The sequence below is a fragment of the Tsukamurella sp. II2bb genome (assembly GCF_057815145.1).
In genome coordinates, this window is sequence record NZ_JBYPZI010000002.1 from 329,359 (window position 1) to 346,601 (window position 17,243).

Sequence of the window (17,243 nt, forward strand, 5' to 3'; positions counted from 1 at the left end):
TCCGTGACCACCGAACTGCTCGTCGGCGGGCGGATCTACACGCCCACGTCCACCACCGCCACCGCGATCGCGGTGGAGAACGGCGTGATCAGCTGGATCGGGGAGGACCACGCGGCCCGCGCCCTGCACCCGGACGCGCAGATCACCGACCTCGACGGGGCGTTCGTGGCACCCGCCTTCGTCGACACCCACGTGCACCTCACCGCGACCGGCCTCGCGCTCACCGGGCCCGACCTCGGCGGTACCCGCGATCAGGCCGTAGCCGCTCTCGCGGCGGCGCCCGGCGAGACCGTGATCGCCCGTGGCTGGGACGACACCGCCTGGGAACACCCCCTCCAGCGCACCGATCTGGATGAGAACCGCGTGGTCTACGCCGCCCGGATCGACGAGCACTCCGCGCAGGCGAGCACCGCGCTGCGCGCCCTCGTACCGGGACTGGAGAGCCTCACCGGGTTCTCGCTCGACGGTCCGCTCACCGCCGCCGCGCATCATGCCGTCCGGGCCGCCGCCACCACGGCGCTGGCCGATGCACAGATCATCGCCGCACAGACAGCGGCCCTGGACGCGGCGGCCGCCGCCGGCATCGCCGCCGTCCACGAGTGCGGTGGGCCCGACATCGCGGGGGAACGGGACTTCTCCCTCCTCGGCGCGCTCACCCACGGGGTCCGCGTGCGCCGCTACTGGGGCGAGGCGGCGAGCGACGCCGACCACGCCCGCGCGATCATGTACCGCACCGGTGCCGACGGCCTGGCCGGCGACCTCTTCGTCGACGGCTCACTGGGTAGCCGCACCGCGCTGCTGCACGCGCCGTACGCGGACGCACCGTCGACGGGCGTTGCGTACCTCGACCAGGAGAAAGTCACGGCGCACGTCCTGGCCTGTACCCGGGCCCGGATCCAGGGCGGCTTCCACGCGATCGGCGACGCCGCGGTCGCCCGGGTCGTCACCGCGTTCGCGGCGGCCGTCGAGGCGTTCGGCGGGCCGCGCGTGGCGTCCTGCGTACACCGGATCGAGCACGCCGAGATGGTCACCCCGGAGGAGGCGGCGCAACTCGGCGACTGGGGTGTGGTCGCCTCGATGCAGCCGCAGTTCGACGCCCTCTGGGGCGGGCCGGACGGGATGTACGCCCGCCGACTCGGCGCCGAGCGCGCAGCGACCCTCAACGACTTCGCGCTACTCGCGAAGAACGCCGTGCCGCTGGCGTTCTCCTCCGACTCGCCCGTCACGCCGCTGGACCCGTGGGCCGCCGTGCGCGCCGCGACGCAGCACCACACCCCCGGCAGCGCGGTCAGCCCGCGGGCCGCCTTCGCCGCGGCGACGCGCGGCGCCTGGCGGGCAGGGGGAGTGCGCGACGGCGTCGCCGGGACGCTCGTCCCCGGTGCGCCCGCGACGTTCGCCGTCTGGGACGCCGACGAACTGGTGGTCCGGGCACCGTCGGACGCCGTGCAACGCTGGTCGACGGATCCCCGCGCGGGCGTCGCGCCGCTGCCGGACCTCGCGCCCGGCGCGCGGCTGCCGCGGTGCCTGCGCACCGTCGTCGACGGCCGGACGGTGTTCGCGGCGTGAACGTCCTGCTCCGCGGGGGCGCGAGCCTGCTCGCGGGTGTCGCCCTGTACGTCGCCTTCCCGCCCGCCGGACTGTGGTGGCTGGCACCGCTCGGCGTCGCGGCCCTGGTCGCCGTCCTGAGCACCAGGCAGCGCCCGACGCTGCGCGGCGGCTTCGGCTACGGCTTCCTCGCCGGGCTGGGCCTGTTCGTTCCGCTGCTCAAATGGATCGACTCGATGGTCGGCGCGCTCCCGTGGATCGGCCTCGGCATCACCTGCGCGCTGTACTACGGCGCCTTCGGCCTCCTGGCGACCCGGCTCGCGCGCGTTCCGGGCGGTCCGGTCTGGGTGGCCGCGGCGTTCGCCGTCACGGAGTGGGCGCGCGCCTCCTTCCCGTTCGGGGGCTTCCCGTGGGGGCGCCTCGCCTTCAGCCAGGCCGACGGTCCGCTGCTGGCCCTGGCCCGGTACGCCGGCGCGCCCGGGCTCTCCTTCGCCGTCGCCCTGCTGGGCTCGTGCCTGGCCGCAGGAGCCGTGGCCGCCCTGCGCCGCGCGGACCGTCGGGCGTACGTCCTGCCCGTCGCCGCGGCGGCGCTCATGGCCCTCGGCGCAGCGGCTGCCTGGCCCTTCGTCGGCGCACCGTCGGGCGGCCGGACGGTGACCGTCGCCGCCATCCAGGGGAACGTGCCGGAGCAGCGGTGGGACGTCGCCACCCAGCGCGAGGCCGTGCTGACGAACCACCTGAACGAGACCCACCGGCTGGCGACCGAGGTGCGCGAGGGTCGGCAGCGGCAGCCGGACGCGGTGATCTGGCCCGAGAACAGCTCGGACGTCTCGCCCGAGCGCGACCCGGAGGTCGCGGCCCGGCTGGCCGCCGCGGCCGCCGATGTGCGCGCGCCGATCCTCGTCGGCACGGTGCACTACGACGGCACGGGCAAGTACTACAACAGCATGATCCTCATCGACGCGAACGGCGCGATCGAGCGACACGACAAGGCGATCCTGCAACCCTTCGGCGAGACGATGCCGATGCGGGACTTCTTCCGCCTGTTCAGCGACTACGTGGACCTGGCGAACGATTTCACCCCTGGTACCGGGACCGGTGTCGTTCATCCGAACGGCATCCCGCTCGGCGTCGCGACCTGCTACGAAGTGGCCTTCGACCGCGCGCTGCGCGGCTCGGTCGCGAACGGTGCGCAGGTGCTGACCGTGCCCACCAACAACGCGACCTTCGGCCGCACCGGGATGACCTATCAGCAGCTCGGCATGTCCCGGGTGCGCGCCGTCGAACTCGATCGCGACGTGGTGGTCGCCGCCACCACCGGAGTCAGCGCTCTGGTCCGGCCCGACGGCGAGGTGGCCGGGCAGACGCGCATCTGGACGAGCGACCATCTCGTCGAGACGATCCACCTGCGCGACGGCCTCACCCCCGCGGCCCGGCTGGGTGACTGGGTCGAGGTCGCACTGCTCCTGACCACCCTGTGCGGAATCGCGATCGCGATAAGGCACGATGGACTCCGATCAACACCCCGAAACCGGACCGAGGAACCTGCATGAGCGAGACGTCAGCGCCGTCGTCGAAGACGCTGGTGATCATCCCCACGTACAACGAGCTGGAGAACCTGCCGCTCATCGTGGGCCGGCTGCACCGCGCGCAGCCCGGCGTCGACGTGCTCGTGGTCGACGACAACAGCCCCGACGGCACCGGTGACCTCGCCGACACCATGGCCGCCGAGGACCCGCGCATCCACGTGCTGCACCGCGCCGAGAAGAACGGCCTGGGCGGCGCCTACATCGCCGGCTTCCGGTGGGCCCTCGAGCGCGACTACCGGGTCATCGTCGAGATGGACGCCGACGGCTCGCACGCCCCGGAGCAGCTCGAACGGCACCTCGCGGCGATCGACGCCGGCGCGGACCTCGCGATCGGCTCCCGCTACGTCTTCGGCGGCAAGACGGTGAACTGGCCGCTCTCGCGGCAGCTCATCTCCCGCGGCGGCAACGTCTACAGCCAGGTGATCCTGGGCACCCGCATCCGTGACATCACCGGCGGCTACAAGGCCTTCCGCCGCGAGACCCTGGAGGGGCTGGGCCTCGACGAGATCCAGTCGCTGGGCTACAGCTTCCAGATCGACCTCACCTGGCGCGCGGTCCAGGCCGGCTTCACGGTGGTCGAGGTACCCATCACGTTCACCGAGCGGGTGATCGGCGAGTCGAAGATGAGCGGCTCGATCGTCAAGGAGGCCGCGACCCTGGTGCCCAAGTGGGGTTACCAGGCGCGCAAGCGCAAGCTGCAGCGCCTGCTCGGCAAGTAGGCCACGAACGGCGAAGGGCCCCGGAGTGATCCGGGGCCCTTCGTGTTCGTCGGACGAACCTCGCGCTTACTTGCCGCGCCGTGCCTTGAGGAGATCCAGCCGCTCCTTGAGGAGCTCCTCGAGCTCCGCCTCGGACCGCCGCTCGAGCAGCATGTCCCAGTGCGTGCGCGGCGGCTTCGCCTTCTTCTCCTCGGGGGCGACCCCGTCGATCAGGGTGCCCTCGAGCCCGTTCTTGCACAGCCAGGTGCCGGGGAGTTCGGCATCGTCCGCGAACGGAACGTCGAACTCCTCGCCGTTGTCGGTGCGGTACCGCGCCACTCGGCGCGGAGCGAGGTCGTGGTCCCGATCCGTCTCATAGCTCACCGCACCCAGGCGGCTGCCCCGTAGAACTCGATCTGCCATGCTTCTCCCAACCTCTCGCCTACGCCGAACATTCCCAGTCTACCCGGTTCACTAGACTCGGCCCCATGACCACCGCTCGCCGTCGCAGGTCCGCCGCGTGCGCGTGGTGCGGCCGCGAGGTCGTCTCCGAGGGGCCGGGGCGCACGCGGAAGTACTGTCGCCGCTCGTGCCGCCAGCGCGCCTACGAGGCCCGCACGGCGCTCTCCGAGACCTCCCTGCCCTCGGATTCGGTGGTGCTCACCGCGGACGAGGCCGAATCGATCGGGGAGCGTATGTTCGAGGTGCGATGCGCCGCGGAGGACGTGCGGACCGCCATCGCCGAGGGCGCCGGACCGGATGAGCTCGCGGAACTCGCGGACCGGCTCGTCGAGACCGCGCGCGCCGCGGAACGCCTGCGCTGACCGCACGCACCAGGAGCATCGACCCACGGGAGGCACGTCCATGACTCACGCCAGGAGACGGTTCGCCGCGGTGATCCTCGCGACGGTGCTCGCCGTCGCGTCGTGCGCCTCGACCAAGCCGACCCCGGTGATCACGCAGGAGCCCGCTCCGCCCGCGCCCGCCGCGCTGCCCGCGGACTGGGGCGAGTCGACGGTGCAGGTCCCGGCCGAGGCCGGCGCAGCCACGTACGTCGCGCCCCGGAACCCGCAGCGCCTGCGTGCCGCCCTGATCCTCGCCGGGCCGGACAAGGCCGGCACCGTCGCCGCGCGGGAGCTGTCGGTGATGCTCGCGCAGCAGGGGGTGGCCTCGCTCCGCTTCGACGGTGCCCCGTCCGGCACGCAGGACTATCCGGCACAGTTGGCCCGGGCCGGCAAGGGACTCACCGCGCTCGCCGAGCGGGCCGGCCTGAGCGACGACCGGCTCCTGGCGGTCGGTCACGGCACGGCGGCGCCCTTGGCGCTCGCGCTCGGGACGGGGGCCACCGGGCGGTCGGCGGTGCCGATCGGGCTCATCGAGCCCGTCCTGACGGATCTCGTGCCGGGCACTCCCGACGTGCTGCGCACGGCGATGAGTCTGCCGCCGCAGAAGCACAACATCGTGACCTGCTCCGACGCCGATGTCGCGGTCGACTGCTCGAGGACCCAGGACCTCGCCGACGTGATGACCGGTACGCACGTGAACTACGTGCGGCTGCGCGGGGTGAGCCACTCGCTCCAGGAGGACGACTCGCGCGATCCCGCCCGGTACGGCGGTGACCTGCCCTTCTCCGCCGTGCTGTACCGCTCGCTCGGCTCCTGGGCGACGATGCAGTGATCGCGTCGGGCAAGGGTGCCCCCGCGCTCGCGGCGGGTGCGGCGATCGCCTGGTCGAACGCCGTCCTACCCAGGCTCGCGAACCGGTTCGGCTGGCGCCGGGACGCACGCTCGGCGGCGACCCTCGCCTTCTGCGCCGCCGACGCCGCGCTGGCACGGTCCCGGGTGCCGACGGTGCCGGGCCTGCTCGGCGGGGGAGCGCTCGCGGTCGCGGGCCTGACCCTGGTCCGGACGGTGTGGCGAGAGTCACCGTCGAACCGGGCGAAGTGGGCGCTCGTGGACATCCCGCTCGGCACCGCACTGCCCGAGGAGATGCTCTTCCGCGGGGCGCTGACGCCGGCGCTGGAGGCCGCCTACGGCCGACGAGTCGGTGCGATGGCGGGGCCGCTGGCCTTCGGCCTGTGGCACGTCGGTGCAGCGCACAGCGCTCAGGACCCCGTGTTTCCGACAATCTGCGTCACTGCGGGATTCGGGGCGGCGATGGACGCACTCGTGCGACGAACCGGCAGGTGGTGGCCGTCTTTCGTGGCCCATTGGATGCTGAACGGAGCCGGCGTGATTCTCAGCTCGGGTTCAGCGATTTCTTCACCGGGCCCCATCGGCCCGTAGAATCGTACCGACGCTTCATACCGCAGGAGGAACAACGATGACTGACCGGACTCTCGGTCCCACCGGCGTCAGCCGCCGCGGCTTCGCGCGCCTCGGCGCCGGTGCCGCAGCAGCGATCGTCGCTGCCACGGCCTCCGCGGCCGTCGCGGGCGCAGCGCCCACCACCCCGTCGCGCCCGACGCCGGCCCGTCCCACCCGGCCTGCGACGCCGGGTGGCGACACCGAGACCGCGACCGAGGCGCCGGCGGCCCCGATGGAGCCGCCCGTGGCCACCAAGACCGGGTGGGTCGCCCTCGCGGACGACAACACGAAGCAGATCACCGTCTGGCACAACGGCGAGATCGTCAAGACGATGCCCACGTCGATGGGCTCGAACAAGCACCCCACGCCGAACGGCACGTACTACATCCTGGAGAAGAAGCGCGACATGTACATGGACTCGTCCACGTACGGTGTGCCCGTCGATTCCCCGGAGGGGTACCGCACGTACGTCGAGTACGCCAGCCGCATGTCGTGGAGCGGCATCTTCGTGCACGCGGCGCCGTGGTCCGTGAACCAGCAGGGCGTGTCGAACGTGAGCCACGGCTGCCTGAACGTGAGCACCGCCAACGGCAAGTACTTCTACGACAACTTCCCGATCGGCTCGCCGATCGTGGTGCGCAACACCGTCGGCGGCACCTACACGCCGGGCTCCTGAGCGCCTGATACGCGAAGAACCCGCCCTCTCCGGATGGAGAGGGCGGGTTCTTTCGTCGATCAGGGGATCAGACGCCGGCCTTCGCGGGCGCGGCGACGGTGCCGAACTTCAGCTCCGGCGCGTCGACCCGGGAGCGCCGGAAGTCCAGCGAGTCCAGCACGAAGTTGTGCCGGATCATCCACGGCTGCTCGGTGGCGGCCTTCGGCATCGCGTCGGGCGAGCGCTGTACGTAGCCGGAGCTGAGGTCGAACGCCGACGCCTCGGTGAGGACGTGATCGCCGACCTGCGGCTCGACGTGCGTGTAGCCCTTCACCACCATGTGGTTGAGCAGGCGCGCGATGGCGCGGGCCGAGATGTCGGCGCGCAGCGTCCACGAGTTGTTCGTGTAGCCGATGATGAAGCCGAAGTTCGGCACGCCCTCGAGCATGTAGCCGTTGAAGGCGAAACTGTCGTGCGGCTTGATCGGGGCGCCGTCGACGTTGACCTCGACGCCGCCGAAGGCGAGCAACTGCAGCCCCGTCGCGGTGATCACGATGTCGGCCTCGAGCTCGCGACCCGAGGCGAGCCGGATGCCCGTCGCGGTGAAGGTGTCGATGGTGTCGGTGACGACCTCGGCCTTGCCCTCGCGGATCGTCTTGAACAGGTCGCCGTTGGGCACGACGCACAGGCGCTGGTCCCAGGGGTCGTACTTGGGCTTGAAGTGGACGTCCACGTCGTAGCCCTCGGGCAGCATGCTCTGGTTGAGCTTGCGCAGGAACTTGCGCGAGGCCTTCGGGAAGGTCCGCGCCAGCACGAACTGGCCGACGTTGATCACGGCGTTCACGTTGCGCGTGATGTTGTGCGAGACCGTCGCGGGGAGCACCTTGGCGCCGAACATCGTCAGCGGATCAGCGTTGGGCACGGGAAGGACGTAGGTGGGGGAGCGCTGCAGCATGGTGATGTGCTCGACATCGTCGGCCATCGACGGGATCAGCGTGATGGCGGTGGCGCCGGAGCCGATGACCACGACCTTCTTGTCCTTGTAGTCCAGATCCTCGGGCCAGTGCTGTGGGTGCACGACCTGGCCCTGGTACTGGTCGAGGCCGGGGAAGGGCGGCTCGTAGCCGGCGTCGTAGTTGTAGTAGCCGGTGCAGGCCACGAGGAACCGCGACTGGTAGATCACCTGCTCGCCGTCGCGCTCCGCTGTGACGGTCCACAGGTCGGTGCGCGAATCGAAGTCGACGGTGCCGACCTTGGTGTTGAAGCTGATGTGCTTGTCGATGCCGAACTTCGCGGCGGCCTCTTCGATGTAGGCCTTGATCTCGGGGCCGCTCGCGAGCCGGTTGGTGCCCTTCCACGGGAGGAAGGGGTAGCTGAGGCTGAAGATGTCGGAGTCGGAGCGGATACCGGGGTACTTGAACAGGTCCCAGGTGCCCCCCATCTCGGCGCGCTGCTCGAGGATCGCGTAGCTGAACTGCGGTACCTCGTTCGACACGCGGTACGCGGTGTCGATACCGGCCAGTCCGGCGCCCACGATGAGCACGTCCTTATAGATCGCCTGGGGGTTGGCCACGGGAGCCTCCTCGTCGAAGTGGTGACGGTCCGGCAGGGGCTGCCTACTGAGACCGATTCAATAACGTATCGACCATGGTACAACCCCGGTAGCTTTCCGGTCCATATCTATCACCCGACGATGAGGTTCTCCCCGTCCCGGCGCACGGACACCGAGGCCAGCGCCGTTTTCGCGGGCCCCTTCTCGACCGCGCCGGTGGCACCGTCGAACTTGCTCCCGTGGGCCGGGCACTGGAGGGTGAGTCCGTCCTGCGCCGCGACGGTCGCGCCCTGATGGGTGCACGAGGCGTCGAAGGCGACGAACTTCCCGTCGGTCGGCTGGGCGACCACGTAGGGCTTCGCGCCCGCGATCACCACGGCGCTCCCGACCGGGACCTGGGAGACGGGGATCCGGGCACCCCCGCCCGCGGCGGCCGCGCCACCGGAGGAGGTCGTCGCTGCGGTGGACCCCGACGGTGCGTCGGCGGACTTCGACGACGTCCCACAGGCCACCGCGACGGGAAGGATCGCGATTCCGGGGATCGCCGCGAGGACTGCACGCCTCGTGGGGCAGAAGCTTGGCTGAGTTGTCTGCGTCACAGGGTCCACTCTGCCAGCATTGACCCGTGCTCACCGAGATCGCGGGAATTCCGAGTCATCCGTTGTTGGTCCACGCCGCCGTGGTCTTCCTGCCGCTCGCCGCGCTGGCGCTGGTGCTGGCCGCGTGGTGGCCGGCCGCCCGGGCCCGGTTCGGCGCCGGACTGCCGGCGCTCGCCCTGGTCGCGGCCGGTTCCTGCTACCTGGCGAAGGAGTCGGGGGAGCAGTTCGAGAAGCGCCCCTCGATGGAGGGCATGCACGAGCACATCGAGGCGCACGCAACGCAGGGCACCGCGACCTTCTTGTGGTCGCTCGGCCTGCTCCTCGTCGCCGTGCTGGTCTGGGCCGGTTCGAGTCCCGTCGTCACGGGCCGGTTCTCCGGTGCGACGGTGCTGTCCGGCGGCGTCGGCTCCGTCATCCTCGGGATCGTCGCGACCCTCGTCGTGGTCGCGTGCATCTGGGGTGTGGTTGCCGCCGGCCATTCCGGCGCAACGATGGTGTGGTCGGGGCTGTAGGCGTAGCCCACGCCACGGAGCGCGACTCCGAGAACATTGCGATGTGATAACAACGACCACTGGTTGCGATGTCGCCAATCCGTGTTCAGGTTCGCCCTACTCGGGTTGTCTACACACGGCGACCTGCACAGTTGCCTGACGTGCTCGGCGTTGTAGGCCACGCAGGCAGCCAGGGTCCGCCAATGAGGGCTTGGCCTCCCGCTGGACAGGCTTCCTATCAACTGCTTTGCTGTGACCTGAGTTACAGATGCGACTGATGTGACAGACACGTTAAGGAGAAGCGTGATGGGGCAACATGACCGTTCGACACCCACACCCGTGGGGTTGGCAGGACGCTATCGGAGCGACCGGGTACTTCGGCGTGGTCAGCGGAGGGCGGGTGTGATCGGGGCTGCCGTGGTCGGGATCTTCTCGGCTGCGGCAATGGCTACGGCGAGGTTCCTGACGGTCATGAATTCTGTGGAGGTCCGCGGAAGGTCGACCTGATGGACACTATCGACCGCTACCTGGTCCTGGACTTCACGCAGTACGATCACCTGCCGGAGACTAACCCGAATGACCTGCCCAATCCGCCGCTCATCCGCGCGAGGAATCCGCTCGTCGACTGGGAGACCCATCCTTACTGGAAGTCAGAACAGATCCTGAACCCGGAGGGCGGCGGGCGATAGGCCCTCCTTCAGGCCCCGTCGGCCTCGCGGGCGTGCGCTTTGGTCAGCTCAACGTAGGCGGCGCCGTTGGCAGAGATGCCGGCCCGCTCGGCCTCGCTCAGCTCGCGACGCACCTTGGCCGGGACGCCGGCGACCATCGAGCCGGGCGGGATCTCCATGCCCTGGGGGACGAGCGCGTTCGCGGCGATCAGGCTGCCGGAGCCGATCACGGCGCCGTTGAGTACCGTCGCGCCCATGCCGACGAGGACGTCGTCGCCGACGGTGCAGCCGTGCAGCACCGCGTTATGGCCGATGGAGACCCGCTCTCCGACAGTCAGCGGCGTGCCCGGGTCGGCGTGCATGACGACGCCGTCCTGGACGTTGCTGTTCTCGCCGACGGAGATCGTCGCCATGTCGCCCCGGATCACCGCGCTGTAGAAGACGCCGACGCCCGCCGCCAGCTCGACGTCACCGATCACGGTGGCCGAATCCGCCACCCAGGCGGTTTCCGCGATGCGGGGAGAGAGCTGTCCGAAGCGAGCGATCACGTGGTGCCTCCTAGGCGATTCCGGTAGTCCCGAGGAGCTTACCGACCACGTAGGTCACGGACATCGCGATCAGGCCACCGATCACGACCCGAGCCGTCGCGCGCCGCACGTCCGCGTCGCCGAGCCGCGCGGAGACGTACCCGGTGAGCGCGAGCCCGACCAGCACCGAGATCACGATCGCGAGAATCCGCTGCCCCTGGACGAGGGAGGCCGCGATCGGGATCGCGGCGCCCACGCTGAAGGAGATCGCCGACGAGACCGCCGCCGCGACCGGACTCGTGAGGTTCTCCTCGTCGATGCCGAGCTCGGCGTCGAGATGGGCCTGCAGCGGGTCGTGCGCGGTGAGCTCCTCGGCGACGCGCCGCGCGGTCTCGGGGGAGAGCCCCTTCGCACGGTAGAGGCCCTCGAGTTCGGCCAGCTCGTCCTCGGGCATCGTGGTCAGCTCGGCGCGCTCCTTGGCGATGAGCGCGACCTCGGTGTCGCGCTGCGTGCTCACGGAGACGTACTCGCCCAGCGCCATCGAGACCGCGCCGGCGGTGAGTCCGGCGATCCCCGCAGTCAGGATCGCCGAGGATTCGCCGGTCGCGGCGGCCACGCCGATCACGATGCCGGCGGTGGAGATCAGGCCGTCGTTCGCCCCGAGCACACCGGCGCGCAGCCAGTTGAGCCGGTCGCCGACGGCGTCGTGATGCGGTTCGAACTCGTGCGTGCCTTCGCCGATCTGCTCAGCCATGCGAAGAAGTCTAGGTACGTTCGTACGATGACGGCAGCACAGATAGGTCTTCCCCGCCGGCTCGCGATCGGAGGCGGCGCTCTCGCCGACGCCGGCCGCCTCGTGAAAGGCCTCGGCCACAGCCGCCCGGTAGTGGTGACGGACGCCTTCCTGGCCGCGCAGGGCACCGTCGGGCGCCTGGTCGCAGCCCTCACGGATGCGGGTTGCGAGGTCGCGGTCTTCGACGGCACCGTCCCCGACCCGACCACGGACTCGCTCGAGCCCGGCCTCGCCGTGGTGCGCGAGCACGGCGCGGACTGCGTGATCGGGCTCGGCGGCGGCAGCCCGCTGGACACCGCGAAAGCGCTCGCGGTGCTGGCGCAGGGTGGCGGGACGATGCGCGACTACAAGGCGCCGACGGTCACCGTCGGCCCCGCCCTGCCGATCGTCGCGATCCCGACGACCGCCGGAAGCGGCAGCGAGGCGACGCAGTACAGCATCATCACCGACAGCGCGACCGACGAGAAGATGCTCTGCCCCGGGCCGGCCTTCCTCCCGATCGCGGCGATCGTCGATTACGAGCTCACCCTCTCGATGCCCGCGCGACTCACTGCCGACACGGGCGTCGACGCCCTGACCCACGCGATCGAGGCCTACGTGAGTCGCAAGGCCAATCCGTTCGCGGACGGCTTCGCCCTGACGGCGATCTCCACGATCTCCGCCAACATCCGGGCCGTCTACGCCGACGGTGCCGATCGCGCCGCCCGGGAGGCGATGATGGTGGCCGCGACGCAGGCCGGTGTCGCCTTCTCCAACAGCTCCGTCGCGCTGGTGCACGGAATGAGCCGCCCCATCGGCGCGCATTTCCATGTCGCACACGGCCTCTCGAACGCGATGCTGCTGCCGGCCGTGATGCGCTACTCGGTGAGCGCCGCACCGTCGAGGTACGCGGATTGCGCCCGCGCCTACGGGCTGACGGGCGAGACCGACGAGGCGCTGGCCCAGGCCCTCGTCGGCGCGATCGACACGCTCTGCGCGGATCTCGCCGTGCCCACCCCGCGCGCCTACGGCATCGACCGCGGCCGGTGGGACGAGCTCGCCCCGCTGATGGCGGAGCAGGCCCTCGCGTCGGGGTCGCCCGGCAACAATCCCCGCGTCCCCGACGCCGCCGAGATCGTCGCGCTGTACGACGAGGTCTACGGCTAGGCGGCGCTCGCCGCGGGGGTCTGGTCTGCGGGTGCCTGACCCGACGGTGCCGCCGGACCCTCGACGCTGCTCTCCTGCGCGGGCTCGGTCGTGGGCGACGGTGCGCCCGTCGGGGCCGTCGGCGTCACGACCTCGGTCGCCGGTACCGCGGCGGGCACCGAGGCCGACGGCTGCTCGGGCGCGGGCGGCAGTGCGGTGGTGACCGAGCCCGACGAGGCGTCGGTCGAGGCGAGCAACTGGGCCACCGGCACGGCATCGGGCCGATCGTCGCGGTGCCGCGCGGAGGAGGGGCTCGGCTCGGTCGCGGCCGCCGCCTGCGGCGCCGGGACCGGCAGCTTCGGCAGGGTGAAGCTCTCGCCGGGCTCGGGTACCGGGACCACCGTGTTGAGGACCTGATCGAACTGCTTCGGTACGTCGATGCCGTTGCGCCGCAGCAGCCAACCCCACGGATTCTCGCCGGTATCGATCGAGACCCACGTCGTCTTGTCCTCGACCCAGGTCCGCTTGACCGTGCCGTCCGCGTAGGTCTCGACGGTGACGGTGCTCCCGTTCCGGACCTCGGTGCGCGTGGAGACCGGCGTCTCGGGCGTCGATCCGGGCGTGAGGGGCTCGCCGGTGAGCGGGGAGTAACGACCGATGTTCTCCGCGGTGTACACGGTGCCGTGCATCTGGAAGCCCGGGATCAGGTAGACAACGGCGGACACCGGGTTGAGCCCCATGGCGCAACCGATGTCGCCCTTGACGCAGACGCTGACGACGGTCGCACCCGAGGCACCGTCGTTGCGGACCGGACCGTTGTGCAGGCCGGGAATGCCGGCGGGGATCACGTTCCAGGCACCGGACCGGACGAAGCTCGGGCTGCCCTGCTCGATGAAGGTCAGTTTCGCCGAGCCGTCCGACGGGCGCGGGTGGTCCTTGCCGTACCGGATCACCGCAAGGCCGACGACGTCGGCGCCCTGCGAGATGGTGTAGACCACGACCTCCTCATCGGGATTCTGCTTCGCCGCGTTGATCGCATCGACCGTGGCGTTCGCGCCGATGTCGTTGGACTGGGCGTAGGTGTGCTTACCGTCGCTACTGAGCGCGGCCCCCGGGAAACCGACGCCGAAGACGGCCGGATACTGCACGAAGACGGGATCCGGGCCCACGTAGTCGCCGCTGATCCGCTTCCACTGGTCCTTGCCCGTGGGATCGCTCGCCCCACCGACCACGATGATCGTCTTCGCCGCGACCTGTGCCAGGAACTCGGCGCCGCCCCCGGCCAGGGCGAGGACACTCGCGAGTCCGGTTCCTGCGACTCCCAGTGCGATCGGCCGGAACTTGCCACGGGCACGCGTCGACGTCATGTTCTGCTCACTCTTCTCGAAGCACGGGAATCGGACGTCCCGAACGCAGCCGATTCTGCACGGGAATTCCACCGCGAAGACCGTTTCGTCGATATTGTGGTCCGCCCCACGACGAGGCGCACGCGGCCGCCGTTCCCCGTGGGGAACGACGGCCGTCGTGGCTCAGGAGATCAGAGGAGCTTCTCCATGCGGGCGATCTCCGCCTGCTGGCCGCTCTTGATCTGCTCCGCGATCCTGCGGGCCTCCGGGCTCACGCCCTTCGCGAGTTCGGTGTCGGCCATGGTGACGGCGCCCCGGTGGTGGGCGATCATCATCGTCAGCCACTCCCGGTCGAAGGCGGCGCCGCGGAGCGTGCCGAGCTTCTGCATCTGCGCCGGCGTCATCATGCCGTCCATGGCGTGGTCCATCGTCGCCGACGGTGCCGGCTCGCCCCACTGCGCGAGCAGGCGGGTGAAGGCGTCCATCTCGGGCTGCTGCGCGCCCTGGATCTCGGCGGCGAGAGCGACCACCTCGGGGCGGGCACCCTTGCCGTCGACCATCTTCGCCATCTCGACGGCCTGGGCGTGGTGCGGGTACATCATCGTCGCGAAGTGGACGTCGGCATCGTTGAACCGGGCGTCGGCGGCGCCGCTCGACGGTGCGGACGACACCGTCGGGCCGGCACCGTGACCCGCGTGCCCGGCCGCGCTGCTGGGCGTGGACGGTTCGGAGCCGCTGGCGCACGCGGCGAGCAGGGTCGCTCCGGCGGCGACGGCGGACAGGACGGTGGCGATACGGATACGTGAATCGGTCATGGGGGGTTCCTCTGCAGAAGGTCTCTGGTGTCTGACGGGTCGGCTCAGCGCGCCGCGGCCGTGGGCCGCGCGCGGGCGTCGATCAGACTCGGAGCAGGCAGAGCTGGGTGAGGTCGAGGACCGTCCACGGCGGGGGACCGCGAGCGAGCGCCGCGCGGGTCGCCGGCGTGGGGTCGGGCGCACCGTCGAACCGGGGAAGGACGGTGACGAGCGAGGGCGCGCCCACCTGCTTGTGTACGACGACGGTGCCCGCGCAGTGGTGCGATTCGTGCTGGTGCACCGCGTCGACGGTGTGCTTCCGCAGCGACGGCTGGTGATCCGCCCGGTCCATGGCCGGCCCGCCGCCGGCCGCTTCGGGCGGCGCTCCGTGGTGCGCGGCGACGGTGCCGGGCATCCCGGCGGCCACGGGCATGGGCATGCCCGTATGCATGAGGAGGACGGCGAGCCCGAGGAGGACGGCCGCGACGGCCGACGCTCCTCTGCTCCGCATCGTCCGCACGGCCTGAATCATACCCTAAGGGGGTATCCCTCAGCGCTCGCGGAGCCGAACCTCCGCGAGCAGTTCGCGGGCGGCGGCACGGGCGGCGGGCGCGTCACCCGCGGCCACGGCGTCGATCACCGCGACGTGCGCGCACTCGTAGGAAGTGGCGGCGCCGACCGGGAACTCCTGGAGGTGCTCCTGCAGGACGGGCACGAGGGAGTCGTAGAACTCGAGGTAGATCGTGTTGTGCGAGGCGGCGACGACGCCGCGGTGCATGGCAAGATCTGCGACCACCGCCTCGCGCTGGGCCGCGGGCTCGACGTGCTCGGGGGACCACAGCCGATTGCGCGCTTCGAGAAGCCGACGGAGTTCGGCGACGTCGTCGTCGTCCCGACGCTCGGCGGCGAGGCCGGCGGCGGTCACCTCGAGGGCTTCGCGGAGTTCGAGCAGATCCGTGTCGCGCGCGGCCGAGAAGTAGTCGCCGAGGGTGGAGGTGGCGCACGTGGACAGGACGTAGGTGCCGGATCCCTGCCGACGCTCCAGCATGCCGGCGTGTACCAGCGCCTGCACCGCCTCGCGCACGGTGTTGCGCGCGGTGCCGGTGAGCTCGCGCAACTCGGTCTCGGTGGGGATACGGCCGCCCACGGGCCAGCGACCACTGGCGATCTCGCCGCGGAGCTGTTCCGTGACCTGGGCGATCAAGGTCTGCCTACGTACCGGTTGCATCGCCGTCATCCTATCGGCCGTCATCGCCTTGCTCGCACAGGTCCATTCATCCTATGATTTTCCATGAATGTGAGGAGAGCGAACTATGACCGCCACCGCGACCCTGAGTCCTGAGGAGATCGAGAAGGTGTCCACCGCGCGATCACTCGTCCGGGGACGCATGCTCGTGCTCCTCGCCATCGTCCTGTTCGCCTTCACCCTGCGCGCGGCGGTCACGTCGATCGCCCCGCTGCTCAGCGTGATCGGCGAGGACATCGGCTTCGGCGCCGCGATCATCGGGCTGTTCGGCGCCCTCCCGACCGCGCTGTTCGGCGCCGCCGGGATCGTCTCGCCGCTGCTGACCAGCCGGATCGGCCTGGAGCGGACCACCCTGGTGTCGGTCGCCGCGGTCGCGGTCGGCGTCGCGGTGCGGCCGCTGATGGGCGGCACCGTCGGGCTGTTGGCCTTCTCGAGCCTGGCCCTGATCGGGATGGGCATCGGCAACGTCGTGCTGCCGCCGCTGGTCAAGCGCTACTTCTCCGATCAGGTCGCGGTGATGAGCACCACCTACCTGACGTTCGTGCAACTCGGCACGATGGTGCCCGCGCTCACGGCGGTCCCGGTCGCCGATGCCTACGGCTGGCGCGTCTCGCTCGGCATGTGGGCGATCGTCCCGGTGGCCGCCTTCTTGCCCTGGCTCGGCATCGTCATCGCGCGGCGCGGCCACGATGTGCAGGACGTCTCCGCGGAGCAGGTCGACGAGCCCCGGGGCAGGGTCTGGCGCTCGCCCGTGGCGTGGGGTGCCGCCGCGATGTTCGGCATGACCTCGCTGTGCACCTACTCGCTGTTCACCTGGATCCCCGGGATTCTGGCGGATGCCGGCGGGAGTGCGACGCTGGGCGGCAACATGATCGCGGTGATGCCGGGTGTGAGCTTCTTCGCCACCCTGGCCGTCCCCGGCCTCTGCGCCCGGATGACCAATCCGTTCCCGCTCGTCCTGTCGTTCCTGGTGCTCCTGGCGATCGGCTTCGCGGGCCTGCTGCTCGCACCGCTGACCCTGACCTGGCTCTGGGTGGTCGCCGCCGGTCTCGGGACCTCGACCTTCCCGATGGCGCTCACCCTGGTGAACCTGCGCACCCGGACGGGCGCCGGATCCGAGTCGCTGTCCGGATTCATGCAGGGCGTCGGCTACTTCGTCGCCTGCGCCGGTCCACTGGGATTCGGCCTGCTGCACGAGGTGACGCACGGCTGGACCGCGCCGTTCGCGATGCTCTTCGGCTGCCTCGTCGTCCTCGGCGCCGGCGCCTACCAGGCCTGCAAGCCACGCATGCTCGAGGACACCTGGTGA

At 70.7% G+C, this 17,243-nt stretch carries 20 protein-coding genes; 11 read left to right on the forward strand and 9 right to left on the reverse strand.

Features of this window, described 5'->3' with window-relative positions; translation table 11 throughout:
• Nucleotides 1–3 precede the first annotated feature (3 nt).
• From AC21LY_RS07610 to AC21LY_RS07620, 3 genes are read left to right on the forward strand one after another with little or no spacing between them, the layout of a single operon-like run.
• Nucleotides 4–1,566 carry an amidohydrolase gene (locus AC21LY_RS07610; protein ID WP_489045795.1) on the forward strand — a complete coding sequence of 521 codons (1,563 nt, stop codon included), beginning with the start codon at nucleotides 4–6 and terminating at the stop codon, nucleotides 1,564–1,566.
• Complete coding sequence (lnt, locus tag AC21LY_RS07615; RefSeq protein WP_489045796.1) at nucleotides 1,563–3,098, forward strand: apolipoprotein N-acyltransferase; 1,536 nt, start codon at nucleotides 1,563–1,565, stop codon at nucleotides 3,096–3,098. Before AC21LY_RS07610 ends, lnt begins: the two co-directional genes overlap by 4 nt.
• On the forward strand, nucleotides 3,095–3,853 hold the full coding sequence (locus AC21LY_RS07620; RefSeq protein ID WP_489045797.1) for a polyprenol monophosphomannose synthase: 759 nt from the start codon (nucleotides 3,095–3,097) through the stop codon (nucleotides 3,851–3,853). Before lnt ends, AC21LY_RS07620 begins: the two co-directional genes overlap by 4 nt.
• A gap of 66 nt (nucleotides 3,854–3,919) precedes the next feature.
• Here the strand turns inward: AC21LY_RS07620 and AC21LY_RS07625 are convergent, their stop codons facing one another.
• Nucleotides 3,920–4,255, reverse strand: a complete 336-nt coding sequence (locus AC21LY_RS07625; protein ID WP_489045798.1) for an RNA polymerase-binding protein RbpA — start codon at nucleotides 4,253–4,255, stop codon at nucleotides 3,920–3,922.
• A gap of 65 nt (nucleotides 4,256–4,320) precedes the next feature.
• On the opposite strand from AC21LY_RS07625, the gene AC21LY_RS07630 reads away from it, so the two are divergent.
• The 4 genes from AC21LY_RS07630 to AC21LY_RS07645 are packed head-to-tail and all read left to right on the forward strand — an operon-like array spanning nucleotide 4,321 to nucleotide 6,814.
• Nucleotides 4,321–4,656, forward strand: a complete 336-nt coding sequence (locus AC21LY_RS07630) for a hypothetical protein (RefSeq protein WP_489045799.1) — start codon at nucleotides 4,321–4,323, stop codon at nucleotides 4,654–4,656.
• Nucleotides 4,657–4,696: 40 nt separating this feature from the next.
• Nucleotides 4,697–5,509, forward strand: a complete 813-nt coding sequence (locus AC21LY_RS07635; RefSeq protein WP_489045800.1) for a hypothetical protein — start codon at nucleotides 4,697–4,699, stop codon at nucleotides 5,507–5,509.
• Nucleotides 5,506–6,117 (forward strand): CPBP family intramembrane glutamic endopeptidase, encoded by a 612-nt coding sequence (locus AC21LY_RS07640; protein ID WP_489045801.1) that lies wholly within the window; start codon nucleotides 5,506–5,508, stop codon nucleotides 6,115–6,117. Before AC21LY_RS07635 ends, AC21LY_RS07640 begins: the two co-directional genes overlap by 4 nt.
• 37 nt (nucleotides 6,118–6,154) lie before the next feature.
• The gene (locus AC21LY_RS07645; protein WP_489045802.1) at nucleotides 6,155–6,814 is read left to right on the forward strand and encodes a L,D-transpeptidase; all 660 of its coding nucleotides are present in this window, start codon (nucleotides 6,155–6,157) and stop codon (nucleotides 6,812–6,814) included.
• A gap of 67 nt (nucleotides 6,815–6,881) precedes the next feature.
• On the opposite strand, the gene AC21LY_RS07650 is transcribed toward AC21LY_RS07645, so the two are convergent.
• Complete coding sequence (locus AC21LY_RS07650; RefSeq protein ID WP_489045803.1) at nucleotides 6,882–8,366, reverse strand: flavin-containing monooxygenase; 1,485 nt, start codon at nucleotides 8,364–8,366, stop codon at nucleotides 6,882–6,884.
• 110 nt (nucleotides 8,367–8,476) lie between these two features.
• On the reverse strand, nucleotides 8,477–8,944 hold the full coding sequence (locus tag AC21LY_RS07655; protein ID WP_489045804.1) for a Rieske (2Fe-2S) protein: 468 nt from the start codon (nucleotides 8,942–8,944) through the stop codon (nucleotides 8,477–8,479).
• 26 nt (nucleotides 8,945–8,970) lie between these two features.
• Here AC21LY_RS07655 and AC21LY_RS07660 point away from each other — a divergent pair, with 26 nt between their 5' ends.
• Together AC21LY_RS07660 and AC21LY_RS07665 are read left to right on the forward strand one after the other, a co-directional pair.
• Nucleotides 8,971–9,456, forward strand: a complete 486-nt coding sequence (locus AC21LY_RS07660; RefSeq protein ID WP_489045805.1) for a hypothetical protein — start codon at nucleotides 8,971–8,973, stop codon at nucleotides 9,454–9,456.
• A gap of 485 nt (nucleotides 9,457–9,941) precedes the next feature.
• Complete coding sequence (locus tag AC21LY_RS07665) at nucleotides 9,942–10,124, forward strand: hypothetical protein (RefSeq protein ID WP_489045806.1); 183 nt, start codon at nucleotides 9,942–9,944, stop codon at nucleotides 10,122–10,124.
• 8 nt (nucleotides 10,125–10,132) lie between these two features.
• Here the strand turns inward: AC21LY_RS07665 and AC21LY_RS07670 are convergent, their stop codons facing one another.
• Together AC21LY_RS07670 and AC21LY_RS07675 are read right to left on the reverse strand one after the other, a co-directional pair.
• A complete protein-coding gene (locus tag AC21LY_RS07670) occupies nucleotides 10,133–10,651 on the reverse strand; it encodes a gamma carbonic anhydrase family protein (protein ID WP_489045807.1) in 519 nt (172 codons plus the stop codon).
• A gap of 10 nt (nucleotides 10,652–10,661) precedes the next feature.
• A complete protein-coding gene (locus AC21LY_RS07675; protein ID WP_489045808.1) occupies nucleotides 10,662–11,384 on the reverse strand; it encodes a VIT1/CCC1 transporter family protein in 723 nt (240 codons plus the stop codon).
• A gap of 27 nt (nucleotides 11,385–11,411) precedes the next feature.
• Here AC21LY_RS07675 and AC21LY_RS07680 point away from each other — a divergent pair, with 27 nt between their 5' ends.
• Nucleotides 11,412–12,569, forward strand: a complete 1,158-nt coding sequence (locus AC21LY_RS07680; protein ID WP_489045809.1) for an iron-containing alcohol dehydrogenase — start codon at nucleotides 11,412–11,414, stop codon at nucleotides 12,567–12,569.
• Here the strand turns inward: AC21LY_RS07680 and AC21LY_RS07685 are convergent.
• The 4 genes from AC21LY_RS07685 to AC21LY_RS07700 form a co-directional block, all read right to left on the reverse strand.
• A complete protein-coding gene (locus tag AC21LY_RS07685; RefSeq protein WP_489045810.1) occupies nucleotides 12,566–13,915 on the reverse strand; it encodes a PE-PPE domain-containing protein in 1,350 nt (449 codons plus the stop codon). The genes AC21LY_RS07680 and AC21LY_RS07685 overlap by 4 nt on opposite strands.
• Before the next feature lie 170 nt (nucleotides 13,916–14,085).
• Nucleotides 14,086–14,709, reverse strand: a complete 624-nt coding sequence (locus AC21LY_RS07690) for a DUF305 domain-containing protein (RefSeq protein ID WP_489045811.1) — start codon at nucleotides 14,707–14,709, stop codon at nucleotides 14,086–14,088.
• A gap of 82 nt (nucleotides 14,710–14,791) precedes the next feature.
• Nucleotides 14,792–15,208: a hypothetical protein gene (locus AC21LY_RS07695; protein WP_489045812.1), complete on the reverse strand. Its 417-nt coding sequence runs from the start codon at nucleotides 15,206–15,208 to the stop codon at nucleotides 14,792–14,794.
• A gap of 30 nt (nucleotides 15,209–15,238) precedes the next feature.
• Nucleotides 15,239–15,916, reverse strand: coding sequence for a FadR/GntR family transcriptional regulator (locus tag AC21LY_RS07700; protein WP_489045813.1), 678 nt, complete (start codon nucleotides 15,914–15,916; stop codon nucleotides 15,239–15,241).
• A gap of 85 nt (nucleotides 15,917–16,001) precedes the next feature.
• Here AC21LY_RS07700 and AC21LY_RS07705 point away from each other — a divergent pair, with 85 nt between their 5' ends.
• Entirely contained in the window at nucleotides 16,002–17,243 is a 1,242-nt protein-coding gene (locus tag AC21LY_RS07705; RefSeq protein ID WP_489045814.1) for an MFS transporter, read from the forward strand.

Coding starts and splice junctions, on each gene's coding strand:
- AC21LY_RS07665 (WP_489045806.1), top strand. CDS start 9,942: ATGGACACTATCGACCGCTACCTGGTCCTGGACTTCACGCAGTACGAT.
- AC21LY_RS07680 (WP_489045809.1), top strand. CDS start 11,412: ATGACGGCAGCACAGATAGGTCTTCCCCGCCGGCTCGCGATCGGAGGC.
- AC21LY_RS07705 (WP_489045814.1), top strand. CDS start 16,002: ATGACCGCCACCGCGACCCTGAGTCCTGAGGAGATCGAGAAGGTGTCC.
- AC21LY_RS07645 (WP_489045802.1), top strand. CDS start 6,155: ATGACTGACCGGACTCTCGGTCCCACCGGCGTCAGCCGCCGCGGCTTC.
- AC21LY_RS07690 (WP_489045811.1), bottom strand. CDS start 14,709: ATGACCGATTCACGTATCCGTATCGCCACCGTCCTGTCCGCCGTCGCC.
- AC21LY_RS07675 (WP_489045808.1), bottom strand. CDS start 11,384: ATGGCTGAGCAGATCGGCGAAGGCACGCACGAGTTCGAACCGCATCAC.
- AC21LY_RS07685 (WP_489045810.1), bottom strand. CDS start 13,915: ATGACGTCGACGCGTGCCCGTGGCAAGTTCCGGCCGATCGCACTGGGA.
- AC21LY_RS07635 (WP_489045800.1), top strand. CDS start 4,697: ATGACTCACGCCAGGAGACGGTTCGCCGCGGTGATCCTCGCGACGGTG.
- AC21LY_RS07630 (WP_489045799.1), top strand. CDS start 4,321: ATGACCACCGCTCGCCGTCGCAGGTCCGCCGCGTGCGCGTGGTGCGGC.
- AC21LY_RS07625 (WP_489045798.1), bottom strand. CDS start 4,255: ATGGCAGATCGAGTTCTACGGGGCAGCCGCCTGGGTGCGGTGAGCTAT.
- AC21LY_RS07620 (WP_489045797.1), top strand. CDS start 3,095: ATGAGCGAGACGTCAGCGCCGTCGTCGAAGACGCTGGTGATCATCCCC.
- AC21LY_RS07700 (WP_489045813.1), bottom strand. CDS start 15,916: ATGCAACCGGTACGTAGGCAGACCTTGATCGCCCAGGTCACGGAACAG.